The organism is Micromonospora sp. NPDC049275, assembly GCF_043197115.1.
GTDB lineage: Bacteria > Actinomycetota > Actinomycetes > Mycobacteriales > Micromonosporaceae > Micromonospora.
Genome location: NZ_JBICSN010000003.1, coordinates 931,022 through 943,139, shown reverse-complemented (window position 1 = coordinate 943,139; position 12,118 = coordinate 931,022). Strand labels below are relative to the sequence as shown.

The 12,118-nt window shown below is 72.7% G+C and carries 8 protein-coding genes; 2 read left to right on the top strand and 6 right to left on the bottom strand.

The window, feature by feature from the left end; genetic code table 11:
• Positions 1–150 precede the first annotated feature (150 nt).
• Positions 151–3,813 carry an ATP-binding cassette domain-containing protein gene (locus tag ACGFIE_RS14780; RefSeq protein WP_393294595.1) on the bottom strand — a complete coding sequence of 1,221 codons (3,663 nt, stop codon included), beginning with the start codon at positions 3,811–3,813 and terminating at the stop codon, positions 151–153.
• An 822-nt stretch (positions 3,814–4,635) separates the two neighbouring features.
• Here ACGFIE_RS14780 and ACGFIE_RS14775 point away from each other — a divergent pair.
• On the top strand, positions 4,636–5,199 hold the full coding sequence (locus ACGFIE_RS14775; RefSeq protein WP_393292315.1) for a hypothetical protein: 564 nt from the start codon (positions 4,636–4,638) through the stop codon (positions 5,197–5,199).
• A gap of 380 nt (positions 5,200–5,579) precedes the next feature.
• Here the strand turns inward: ACGFIE_RS14775 and ACGFIE_RS14770 are convergent, their stop codons facing one another.
• The gene (locus ACGFIE_RS14770) at positions 5,580–6,419 is read right to left on the bottom strand and encodes a GNAT family N-acetyltransferase (protein ID WP_007456615.1); all 840 of its coding nucleotides are present in this window, start codon (positions 6,417–6,419) and stop codon (positions 5,580–5,582) included.
• 57 nt (positions 6,420–6,476) lie between these two features.
• Entirely contained in the window at positions 6,477–7,700 is a 1,224-nt protein-coding gene (locus tag ACGFIE_RS14765; RefSeq protein WP_393294593.1) for an MFS transporter, read from the bottom strand.
• Positions 7,701–7,811: 111 nt separating this feature from the next.
• On the opposite strand from ACGFIE_RS14765, the gene ACGFIE_RS14760 reads away from it, so the two are divergent.
• Positions 7,812–8,402 carry a PadR family transcriptional regulator gene (locus tag ACGFIE_RS14760; RefSeq protein ID WP_363679518.1) on the top strand — a complete coding sequence of 197 codons (591 nt, stop codon included), beginning with the start codon at positions 7,812–7,814 and terminating at the stop codon, positions 8,400–8,402.
• Positions 8,403–8,472: 70 nt separating this feature from the next.
• Here ACGFIE_RS14760 and ispG read toward each other — a convergent pair whose 3' ends face one another.
• Genes ispG through dxr form a run of 3 tightly spaced genes read right to left on the bottom strand, consistent with a single transcriptional unit; the run spans position 8,473 to position 12,116 of the window.
• Complete coding sequence (ispG, locus tag ACGFIE_RS14755) at positions 8,473–9,645, bottom strand: flavodoxin-dependent (E)-4-hydroxy-3-methylbut-2-enyl-diphosphate synthase (RefSeq protein WP_112588507.1); 1,173 nt, start codon at positions 9,643–9,645, stop codon at positions 8,473–8,475.
• Between the two features lie 9 nt (positions 9,646–9,654).
• Complete coding sequence (locus ACGFIE_RS14750; RefSeq protein ID WP_393294591.1) at positions 9,655–10,905, bottom strand: M50 family metallopeptidase; 1,251 nt, start codon at positions 10,903–10,905, stop codon at positions 9,655–9,657.
• The gene (dxr, locus tag ACGFIE_RS14745) at positions 10,905–12,116 is read right to left on the bottom strand and encodes a 1-deoxy-D-xylulose-5-phosphate reductoisomerase (RefSeq protein ID WP_393294589.1); all 1,212 of its coding nucleotides are present in this window, start codon (positions 12,114–12,116) and stop codon (positions 10,905–10,907) included. The genes ACGFIE_RS14750 and dxr overlap by 1 nt, the downstream gene beginning before the upstream one ends.
• Positions 12,117–12,118 lie beyond the last annotated feature (2 nt).

Sequence of the window (12,118 nt, the reverse complement as noted above, 5' to 3'; positions counted from 1 at the left end):
CGGGGGCGCGCGTGGGGGGCGCCCGCGGGCGGCGCGCGGGCGCCCCCCCCCCCCCCGGGCCCGCCCCCCGCCCCCCCCCGCCGCGCCCCCGGGGGGGGGGGGGCCGCGGGGGGGGGGGCGGCCCCCCCCCCCCCCCCCCCCCCCCGACCGTCAGCCGGCCAGGTGCGACCAGTCGCCCTCCAGCTCCCGCCAGGTGCCCTGCGCCGCCACCGTTCCGGCGTGCAACACCACCACGTGGTCGGCGCGGACCAGCGCGGCACGCTTCGCGGTCGACCCGACCACTGTCACCCCGTGCGCCCGCAGCGCCCGCCACAGCGCCAGCTCGGTGGTGACGTCCAGCGCCGACGACACGTCGTCGGCGACGAGCAGTTCGGTACGCGGTGCCAGCGCCCGGGCCAGCGCCAGCCGCTGCAGCTGGCCGCCGGAGAGCCGGGTGCCCTTGTGCCCGATGAGCAGACCCAGTCCCCCGCCGGCGGCGGCCAGGTCGTGGTCGAGCTGGGCGGTGCTGATCGCGCCTGCCGCATCCACCTGGTGGCCCAGCGCGATGTTGTCGGCCACCGTGCCGGACAGCACCCGGGGCAACTGGCCGACGTAGCCGACCTGGTTGGGGCGCAGGAACAGCTCGGGCTCGGTGACCGGATCGCCGTTCCAGGACAGCTCACCGGTGTGGTGCACGATGCCGGCCAGCGCCCGCAGCAGCGAGGACTTGCCCGACCCGACCGGCCCGACGACAAGCACCAACTGCCCGCGCCGCACCGTCAGGTCCACGTCCCGGACGGCGACCGTGCCGTCGGAGTGCACCACCGAGAAGCCGCGTAAGTCCAACCGGCGCAGCGGGTGCCGGGGTGGCGGCGTCGGCGCGGGCGCCGTGCCGACGCCCAGGTCGACAGCCGGCACCGCCGCCGTGTACGCGCCCACGCCCGTCATCGCCACGGTCCGGCGGGTCCACACCCGTGCCGACGGCAGCTGGGAGATCAACGACGCGGTGGTCCAGGCGAACCACCGGGCCGCGCCCAGCGTGGAGACGGCCACCAGAACCGCACCGGCCGACAGCTCGCCGCCCAGGTAGAGCGCCCACGCGCCGATCGGCAGCAGGCCACTGGCCACCGACGGGGTCGACCGGGACCACACCTGCACCGAGATCTCCCGTCGCTGCCGCTCACTGCGCAGCGCGTCCAGGTTGGCCAGGTGACGCAACACCGCCGCGGTCGCGCCGGCGAGTTTCACCGTGCGCGCCGCGGAGAGCGCGGAGACCAGGGCGGTGGCGAACGCCGCCCGCGCCGTCACGGTCGCCCGTGCCGCACGCTCCAGCTTCGGGCCGAACAGCGTCGCGGCCAACCCGGAGACGACCATCGTGCCGAGGAAGAACAGCCCCGGTACGACGCTGCCGGTGACCGCCGTCATGGCGACCACCAGGACCAGCGCGACCGACTGGTCGAGCACGTTGTCGGCGAGTTGCACCACGCGCTCGGTGTCACCGCCCTGCGCCACCACCTCGGCCGGGGTGTGCGAGCTGACCCGACGCGGGCCGGTCTGGCCGTGCACCAGACGCAGGCCGATCCGCAGCATCTGCCGCACCCACCAGTGGGGGAACCAGACGTGGGTGTAGAACGGCAGCGGCAGGGTGACCAGCAGCCCCGCCACGATGCCCAGCGCCGGCAGGTACGGGCTGCCGGTCCCGTCCACCAGGTCGGCCCAGAGCCACGGCAGCAGCGGGCCGTCCAGCCCGAGCAGGCTGAGCCCGAGGAACAGGGCGATCGCCGCCGCCCCGTACCGGGGATCGTTGGTGCAGAGCCGGATGATCTCCCGGAACGTGCGGGCCGGCGGGGTCGGTGGCAACGGCGGCGGATCGGCCCGCACCGCCGGGCCTGCGCTCGGCCCGGCGCCGGCGGCGTCCCGGCCGGTGCCGGCGACGTCCGGGCCGGTGCCGGCGACGTCCGGGCCGGTGCCGGCGACGTCCGGGCCGGTGCCGGGGCTGTCGGTCAACAGGCTGGTGCCGGCGGTGTCGGTCAACAGGCTGGTGCCGGCGGTGTCGGTCAACAGGCTTGTGCCGGCGCTGTCGGTCAACAGGTCGGTGCCGGCGGTGTCCGGGCCGGTCAGCAGGTCGGTGCCGCCGCCGGATCGGAACGACGGCGTCCCACCTGCGTACACGGCGGCGTGACTGGTCGCCAGCAGCTCGGCGAAACGCGTCGACGTCTCCAGCGGGCCGGCCTCCACCACCGCGCCGTCGGCCAACACCACCACCTCGTCGCAGCGGCGTACCGAGGAGAGCCGGTGGGCGATGACGATGCCGATCCGGTCGCGCAGCAGCCGTTCGGTGGCCCGCTGCACCCGCGCCTCGGTCACCGGGTCCAGCCGGGCGGTGGCCTCGTCCAGGATCACCACGTGCGGGTCGCGCACCAGGATCCGCGCGAACGCCACCAACTGCTCCTGGCCGGCCGAGAGCATGTGTCCGCCCTCCCCCAGCCGGGTCGCCAACCCGTCGGGCAACTCGGCGATCCAGCCGGCCAGGCCCAGTTCGTCGAGCGCCCGGGCGGCGGCGTCGAGCAGCTCCGGGTCGTAGAGCGCGACGTTCTCGGCGAGCGTGCCGGCCAGGATCTCGGTGCGCTGCGGCACCAGCGCCACCCAGCGGCGCAGCTCTTCGACGTCGAGGTCACACAGGTCGGTGCCGCCGAGGAACACGGCGCCCGGCGGCACGTCCACGGCCCTCGTGAGCACCTTCGCCAGTGTCGACTTGCCCGACCCGGTCCGCCCGATCAGGGCGTACGACCGGCCGCGCGCGAAGGTCAGGCTGACTCCGCGCAGGGCCGCCCCCCGCCCGCTCTCCTCGTACCCGAACGTCAGGTCCCGGATGCGCAGGTCACCCTCGGCCGGACTGGCCCCGCCGACCGGCTCCTGCCGGGACTTCTGGAGCAACTGCACCCGCGCCCACGCGCCGAGGGCCTCCTGCAGCTCGGGCACCATCCGGCTGACGTGTTCGGCGGTTGCCCCGAAGGCCAGGGCGAGCAGCCAGATCGCCGTGAGCCGCGCGGCGTCGACCCGGTCGGTGGCCAGGGCCCACGCCCCGCCGAGCACCACGGCGCCGACGCCGGCCCGGATCGTCGCGGTGGCGATCGTCGCCACTCGGGCGGACAGCACCCAGACCAGGTGGCCGCGGGACAGCACGGCGGCGGCCCGCCGTGCGTACAGCCGCAGCACGTACGGCTGGGCCAGGCTCGTCCGCACGTCGTCCTGGCCGTGCACCGCCTCCTCCATCACGGCGGCCAGGTCCGACCAGGCCTCCTCCTCGGCCATCCGGGCGGGGCCGATCCGCGCCGTGGGCCGGCGCAGCCCCACCCCGAGCAGCACCGTGAGCAACAGCATCGCCATCCCGGCCGGCCACCACACGGCCAGCGCCACCACCATCGACAGCAGGCCGACACAGAGCCCCTGGGCGAGGCGCGAGCCCTGGTTACGAACCGCCGACGCCACCTGGTAGACGTCCCCGTCGATGCGGTCGAGCAGCTCGCCCACCGGAGTGGTCTCCAGGCTCGGCAGATCCTGCCCGAGCGCGACCCGGCAGAGCCGCCGACGCACGTCCGCGGACCAGTCGGCGGTCAGCCCGGCCATCAAGAGGCTCACCACCAGGTCGGTGAGCACCACGGCGGCCAGCGCGGCGGCCAGGACCGCGAAGGAGCCTGTCGACCGGTGTACCAGGACCGCGCCGGCGAGCGCCGAGGCGCCGGCCTGACCGGCGGCACCGAGCACGATCAGGACGGCCACGAAGGTCAGACGACGCGGCGAGGTGTCCCACAGGTCACGGAGCAGGCGCATCGGGGTTCCTCCGGACGTGGGTGGCGGAACACCCAGCGTGCCGGCAACGGCCCCGCCGGCTCAACCGATTTACCCTCCCTGAGCAGGGCCTACGGTCAGGTGTTGGCGACCCGGCGCCCGTTGCCGAGCAGGCGCGCGGCCAGTTGGGCGACCGCCGAGGCCGACTCCACGAGGGCCAGACCCATGCCAGCTTGATCGACACGAGATCGGTGATGTCGGGGGGTCCCGGCGTCCCGGATGCCCCCATATCAGGGAAGTCGTGTCGATCACCGCCCGTGTGTCCGCTTCGGCGGGCACGGAAGGTCAGTCTGGGCTTAATGTCCGGTTCCGCGTCTCGTCCGGGTGTGACCGGGTGCATCCGTGGGCTGGAATCGTGGCGGGCCGGGGGTCGTTACACACCCTGACGATCGCAGGACCACGGCCACCCGCCCCGTCGTGGGGGTGGGAATGGCCGGTCCGGTCGGGTCGTTGCGGATCCCCGAACGACCGCAGGCCCGCCGAGCGTACCGGCTAGATCCGGTAGCCCCGGCGGGGCTGATCGGCCCGCACGGCCGTCTGCTGCGGCACACCCGCTCACCCGGGCGGCCCGCCAGCGAACCGGCCCGCCGGCCGCGGGAATCACCCCGGCCCGGCGGTCGTTACACACGGTCCCGGCGCCACGAGCCCCCGGCTCGCAGGCCGCCTCGGGCGCCGCGAGCCCCCCGCGCAGGCGCCGACCCGATACTTTCCCTCTTCTTGTGCAGCGCCGGACGAGGTGCTCACACCCCCGTCACCGCCCCCCCTGGTGATGCGGGTGTTCCTACCCCCGAAGGAGCTACCCCCATGAACACGATCTTCCGTAAGAGCATGCTGTCCGTTGCTGGTCTCGCGTTCGCCGGTGGTGTCTTCGCCGGCCCGATCGCCGCCCACGCCGCCACGCCGACGATGGACGCCAAGCCCGTCGCCGTCGTGCAGACCACCGCGCCGAAGCCGCAGGGCGACCAGTCGCACATCACCCTCAACGACGAGCAGACCGGCAACGCCAAGGCGATCATCGCCGCCACGAAGAAGGCCGGCCTGCCCGAACGCGCCGCGGTCATCTCCATCGCCACGAGCCTGCAGGAGTCGAAGCTGGACAACCTGGGTCACCTCGGCGACGCCAACGACCACGACTCGCTGGGCCTGTTCCAGCAGCGCCCCTCCTCCGGTTGGGGCACCCCGGAGCAGATCACCAACCCGGAGTACTCCACCACCGCGTTCCTCAAGGGCCTGCGTCAGGTTGACGGCTGGCAGGACATGCCGCTGACCGAGGCCGCGCAGACCGTGCAGGTGTCGGCGTACCCCGACGCGTACGCCCAGTGGGAGCAGCAGGCCACCGACCTCGTCGCCCAGCACTGGAACAGCTGACCCACCGCACGACCCGACCGACTGGCCGGCACCCGAACCCGGGTGCCGGCCAGCGGCATGCCCGGCCACCGGCCACTGACCTGCCGCCATCCCGAGCCCGGGACGTCGGCCACCGGCGCACCCAGCCCCAGCCCGCCAACCTGGCCGGCGCCTCGACCTCGCCTGCCCCCAGATCTTGGACACTTTCCGTCCGGGCCGAACGGAAAATGTCCAAGATCTAAAGCACGCGACCAGCGGCCCAGGGACCCACGGCAGAACTCGCAGCCGCCGGACCGGGGCCTCTCGAAATCGGCGGTAACCACGACACCGGCCCGGCGCTCGACGCTCAACGCGCTGCCTACCGGGGGCCACGCAACGAGGCCGTCCCCGCACCGGATTGGTCAGAAGAGGACCGTGGCGAGCGTGCCGACCGGCTGGAAGCCGCACCGCTCGTACACCCGGCGGGCTGGCAGGTTGAAGTCGTTGACGTACAGGCTGACGGTGGGGGCGACCCGGAGCAGCGCGTCACGTACAACGGCGGCCATGGCGGCGGCGGCGATGCCGCGGCCCCGCCACTCCGGCGCGACCCAGACCCCCTGGACCTGGGCGGTCCGTTTGGTCACGACGGCCAGCTCGGCCTTGAACACGACCTTGCCGTCGACGAACCGGGCGTACGCGCGGCCGGCGCGGACCAGGTCGTTGACCCTGCGGCGGTAGCTGCGACCGGCGTCCTCGGCGAGTGGGGAGACCCCGACCTCCTCGGTGTACATGGCGACGGCCGCCGGAAAGAGCCTGTCGACCTCGCCGGAGCGGACGCGGCGCACCTCCGGGTCGGCCGGTACGGCCGGCATCGTGTCGGTGGCCAGCAGCGGCTGGTTGGGGCGGACGTCGCGGGCGGGCCCCCACGTGCCGGAGAGCCGGTCCCAGAGGCCGAGGACGGCGTCGGCGCGGCCGACGATGGAGGAGCAGAGCCGCTCCTCGCCCGCGAGCAGGTCGGCGAAGGCGGAGACGGCGGCGTCGGTGGCGAGCACCGGTGTCAGGTTGCCGCCGAGCCAGCACAGCGATTCGAGGTTGCGCCGGGCGCCGTACCCCAGGATCCGCCCTTCAGCCCGCCACCAGGAGAGCCCGCGCGCGGCGATGCGCTCGGCGACCTGCGCGCCCGCGAACGGGTCACGGTCGAGGAGGCGCTCGACCGCGCGGCGCTCCGATTCCCCCAGTTGCCGTACCGGCACCGTCAGCACGACTACCAGCCTGCCAGATCGACCCCCCGCCCCGCCGGCCGAGTGGCGAGCCCGCCGTCAGACGGTCAGCGGCTCGGTGACCGGGCTGGCCGGTCGGGTCCGGTCGGCCCACCGGACGACCGGGGGCACCAGGGCACCGAGTAGGAGGAACAGCCCGCCCAGCGCGAGCCATCCCGGTACGCCCCAACCGAGGGCGAGGCTGGTCACCACGACTGGCGCGAGCATCTTGCCCACCTCGTAACCCATGCCGTACGTCCCCTGGTACTGCCCCTGCGCGTCGGCGGGCGCCAGCCCGAAGGAGATCCCCCAGCCTGCGGCGGAGTGCCACAGCTCCCCGATCACGTGCGCGAGCGACCCGCAGCAGAGCAGGCCGATGGCGCCCGGTGTGGGCAGCGCGCCGCTGGCGGCGAACAGTACGCAGGCCAGGGCAATGACGACCCCCGCCCGGCGGGACGCGCGGGCGGCCCCCGGCAGGGTGACGGCGCTGCGTGCCGCGCGTACCTGCAGGAGCACCACCAGCGCGGTGTTGACAAGCGTCAACACCGAGATCATCCAGGCCGGCGCGGTGGTGTGCCCGGCGATCCACAGCGGCAGGGCGAGGGTGAGCAGGCTGAAGTGCATGGACATCAGCCCGTCGAGCAGGGTGAAGGTGAGGAACGGGCGGTCCCGTAGGGCGACCAGACGGGGTCCTCGCGTCGGGGCGGCGACGGGAGCGACGGTGGGCAGCCGGACGAAGATCGCCGCCGCGGCCAGCGACGCCGCCGCCGTGGTCAGGATCAGCGTGAGGTAGCCGGCGCGGGTGTCGGCGGCGATGGCGAATCCGCCGAGGACGGCGCCGACGGAGATCCCGACGTTGGTGGTGGCCCGCAGGTAGGCGCGAGTGTGCACCCGCTGGTCGGCCGGGATCGCGCCGGCGATCAGCGCTCCGCGGGCACCGCGCTCGACCGCGTCGGCGAGTGCGGTGGCGGCGCCGACCAGCAGGAAGGCGGGGAACGATCGGACGGTGATCAGCCCGACGGTCAGGGTGCCGGCCGCGATCAGCCCGCCGACCTGTGCGCCACGGGGCCCGATGCGGTCGGCCAGATAGCCGCTTGGCGCGCTCGCGAGCACGCCAACGAGCGCCGAGATGGTGAGCCCGACACCGACCTGGGCGGCCGAGAGGCCGACCGAACGGGTGAGGAAGAGCGCGCTGGCGACCAGCCAGAGGCCCCGCCCGACGGTCTTGACCAGGGTGCCGAGGGTGAGGATCCGGGCCGGGCCGGGCAGTGGGAGCAGGCGCATGTTCGACACTCTAACAAGACGTACGTACGGTTTGTAGACGGCCCTTGTCGGCGATGCATTACCGATATATCGTTGATGCATCAGCGACAGTACGTAGAGAGGAAGAACCCCATGAGGTTCCAACGACAGCACCACCCGATGCACGAGGCCCGGATGCGTGGGTTCGGCTTCCCGCCGGTCCCGCCCGGCCCCCACGGACCGCACGGTCACGAACACGGCGGCCCCTGGGGCGGACGCGGTCGCGGACGAGGCAGGGGTCGACGCCCCAACGTCCGTGGTGCGGTGTTGGCCCTGCTCACCGAGCGGCCGATGCACGGTTACGAGATGATCCAGGAGATCGACTCCCGCACCGGCGGGGCGTGGCGACCGAGCCCCGGCTCGATCTACCCCACGCTCCAACTCCTGGAGGACGAGGGTGCGATCGTCGCCAGCACCGAGGAGGCCGGCGGCGGACGCAAGCGCTTCACGGTCACCGAGGCCGGTCAGGCCGAGGCCACCGAGGCGGCACAGACCCCTCCGTGGGCGGACGTCGCCCAGGGCACGGTGAGCAGCTGGCACGACATCCGCGACTCCGGCGCGCAGGCGATGAACGCCCTGCGTCAGGTCATGATGAACGGCACCGACGACCAGCGTGAGCGGGCCGCCAAGGTGCTCGACGAGACCCGGCGCAAGCTGTACGCGATCCTCGCCGAATCCGAGTGACGCGCGAAGCCGGCACAGACGAAAGCGGCCGTCTCCCCGAGGGGAGGCGGCCGCTTTTCCGAACGGAGGATCAGTGCACGGTGACGGTCGGGCCGGTGACCAGCCCGCGCAGCTCCTCGGGAAGCTCGGCACCCATCTCGTCGGCGATGCGGAGCGCCTCCTCGATAAGCGTCTCGACGATCTGCGCCTCGGGCACCGTCTTGACGACCTGCCCCTTGACGAAGATCTGGCCCTTGCCGTTGCCGGAGGCGACGCCGAGGTCGGCCTCGCGGGCCTCGCCCGGACCGTTGACGACGCAGCCCATGACGGCCACCCGCAGCGGCACCGGCAGCCCTTCCAGGCCGGCGGTGACCTCCTCGGCGAGCTTGTAGACGTCCACCTGGGCGCGTCCACAGGACGGGCAGGAGACGATTTCCAGGCCGCGCTCACGCAGGCCCAGCGACTCCAGGATCTGGTTGCCGACCTTGATCTCCTCGACCGGCGGGGCGGACAGCGACACCCGGATGGTGTCGCCGATGCCCTCGGCGAGCAGGGCGCCGAAGGCGACAGCCGACTTGATCGTCCCCTGGAAGGCCGGCCCGGCCTCGGTGACGCCGAGGTGCAGCGGGTAGTCGCACTGCTCGGCCAACTGCCGGTACGCGCGGATCATCACGACCGGGTCGTTGTGCTTGACCGAGATCTTGATGTCGCGGAAGCCGTGCTCCTCGAACAGCGAGCACTCCCACAGCGCCGACTCGACGAGCGCCTCGGCGGTGGCCTTGCCGTACTTGCTCAGCAGGCGCTTGTCCAGCGACCCGGCATTGACGCCGATGCGGATCGGCACCCCCGCCGCGCCCGCGGCACGAGCGATCTCCTTGACCTTGTCGTCGAACTGGCGGATGTTGCCCGGGTTGACCCGGACGGCCGCGCAGCCGGCGTCGATCGCCGCGAAGACGTACTTGGGCTGGAAGTGGATGTCGGCGATCACCGGGATCTGCGACTTCTTGGCGATCGCGGGCAGCGCCTCGACGTCATCCTGGGACGGCACCGCCACCCGGACGATCTGGCAGCCGGACGCGGTCAGCTCGGCGATCTGCTGGAGCGTGGCGTTGATGTCGGAGGTGAGGGTCGTGGTCATCGACTGCACGGACACCGGCGCACCACCACCCACCGGCACCGAACCGACCATGATCTGGCGGCTGGCCCGGCGGGGAGCGAGCGGCGGGGGCGGCACGGCGGGCATACCGAGACTGATAGCTGTCACTTCAGGCACTCACCTTGAGAAGAGCGTGATCGGGTTGACGACGTCCGCGGCGATGGTCAGCAGCGTGAACGCGCCACCGATCAGGATCACCGCGTACGTGAAGGGCATCAGTTTGAGGTAGTCGACCCGGCCCGGGTCGGCCCGGCCGATCCGCGCGTAGACCCAGGAGCGGGCCCGCTCGAACCAGGCGATGGCGATGTGCCCGCCGTCCACGGGAAGCAGCGGCAGCAGGTTGAACACGCCGATGAAGAAGTTCAGCGACACGAACAGCATGAAGAAGACCAGCCAGGCGTCGTTCTGCACGGCCTCCCCGCCGAGCCGGCTCGCGCCGACCACGCTGATCGGGGTGTCCACGTCCCGCTCGCCGCCGGTGAGGGCGGTCCACAGGGCGGGCACCTTCTGCGGGATGCGCTGCAACGCCTGCGCGGTGCCGACGGCCAGTTGGCCGGTGAAGTCGGCGGTGGCCCCGAAGGCGCCGACCGGCCCGTACGTCACGCGGGTGGGCGTGCTGGGCACCACACCGACGCCGAGGGCGGCCACCGGCCCGACGGCGCCCTTCGGATCGTCCAGGGGCGGACGCTGGGTCTGCGCGAGCACCGTGCTGGCGCTGGCCGCCTGACCGTCGCGGACGTAGTCGATCCGTGCGGTCTCCCCCGGCTTGAGATTGCGCAGCGTGGTGAGCAGGTCGCCGTAGGTGCCGATCGGGGTGCCGTTGACCGAGGTGATCCGGTCCCCGCTGCGCAGTTGCCCCTGGGCGGCGGGGCTGGCGGCGTCGCCGGGCCTGCACTCCCGCACCGCGTTCTCCGGCACCACGCACGGCCTGAGCTCGATGACGGCGGGCTCCTTGCGGGCCTGCGCCTCGGTGGTCGGGAAGTCCGGGTTGGGCAGGCCGGCGGAGACGGCGAGAATCCAGATCGTGATCAGAGCGAGCGCGAAATGCGTGATCGACCCGGCGGCCATCACGATCGTCCGCTTCCACACCGGGTAGCGCCACATCACCCGCGACTCGTCGCCCGGCTCGACGTCGTCATCCTGCGGTGTCATCCCGACGATCTTGCAGAAACCGCCGAGCGGAATGCCCTTGACGCCGTACTCGGTCTCGCCCCGCTGGAACGACCAGATGGTGGGGCCGAAGCCGACGAAGTACTTGGTGACCTTCATCCCGAACATCTTGGCGGTCAGCAGGTGCCCCGCCTCGTGCAGACTCACCGAGATGAGGATGGCCAGGGCGAAGAGGACCACCCCGAGCAGGTACGACATCAAGCTCCTTCCACCGAACCCGCGATGATCTTCTGCGCGTGTGCGCGCGCCCACGACTCGGCCGCGAGCACGTCCTCGACGGTACCTGGTTCGGTGAAGTCCGGAGCGTCCTCCAACACGCGTTCGAGGGTGTCGACGATGCCGAGGAACGGCAGCCGGCCCGCCACGAACGCGGCCACGCACTCCTCGTTGGCCGCGTTGTAGATCGCCGGTCGGCAGCGCCCGGCCTCCCCGGCGGCCTTGGCCAGGGCCACGGCCGGGAACGCCACGTCGTCGAGCGGCGCGAACTCCCAGGTGTGCGCCGCCGTCCAGTCGACGGCGCTGGCCGCCTCGGGCACCCGGTCCGGCCAGCCGATGCCGAGCGCGATCGGCAGCCGCATGTCCGGTGGGCTGGCCTGGGCGATCGTCGACCCGTCGACGAACTCGACCATCGAGTGGATCACCGACTGCGGGTGCACCATCACTGTGATGTCGGCGTACGGCACGTCGAACAGCTCGTGCGCCTCGATCACCTCCAGCGCCTTGTTGACCATGGTCGCCGAGTTGATCGTGACGACCGGCCCCATGTTCCAGGTCGGGTGCGCCAGCGCCTGCTCCGGTGTGACTCGCGTCAACTCGTCGCGTCGCCGACCCCGGAACGGGCCGCCGCTGGCCGTCACGACCAGCCGCCGCACCTCGCCGCGCGACCCGGACCGCAGGCACTGGGCCAGCGCCGAATGCTCCGAGTCGACAGGCACGATCTGCCCCGGCCGCGTCACCGCGGCCCTGACCAGCGGGCCGCCGGCCACGAGCGACTCCTTGTTGGCCAACGCGAGAGTACGACCACCGCGCAGCGCGGCCAGCGTAGGAGCGAGGCCCAGCGAGCCGACCACGCCGTTGAGCACGATGTCGCACGGCCACTGCGCCAACTCGGTCATGGCGTCCGGCCCGGCCACGATCTTGGGAAGTTTGAAGTCGCCGGTGGCCCAGCCGCGCCTGCTCGCCTCCGCGTAGAACGCGAGTTGCAGGTCCTGCGCGGCCGACGCCTTGGCCACCCCGACCGCCTCGACGCCAAGTTCGAGGGCCTGCGCGGCGAGCAGCTCGACGTTGCCGCCGCCCGCACCCACCGCGACGACGCGGAACCGGTCCGGGTTGCGCCGGACGATGTCGATGGCCTGCGTGCCGATCGAGCCGGTGGACCCGAGCAGGACGAGGTCGCGGGGGGAAGTCACGC

Excerpts from the sequence above, each read along its gene's own strand:
- ACGFIE_RS14780 (WP_393294595.1), bottom strand. The coding sequence starts at position 3,813 with ATGCGCCTGCTCCGTGACCTGTGGGACACCTCGCCGCGTCGTCTGACC.
- ACGFIE_RS14775 (WP_393292315.1), top strand. The coding sequence starts at position 4,636 with ATGAACACGATCTTCCGTAAGAGCATGCTGTCCGTTGCTGGTCTCGCG.
- ACGFIE_RS14765 (WP_393294593.1), bottom strand. The coding sequence starts at position 7,700 with ATGCGCCTGCTCCCACTGCCCGGCCCGGCCCGGATCCTCACCCTCGGC.
- ACGFIE_RS14760 (WP_363679518.1), top strand. The coding sequence starts at position 7,812 with ATGAGGTTCCAACGACAGCACCACCCGATGCACGAGGCCCGGATGCGT.
- ACGFIE_RS14750 (WP_393294591.1), bottom strand. The coding sequence starts at position 10,905 with ATGTCGTACCTGCTCGGGGTGGTCCTCTTCGCCCTGGCCATCCTCATC.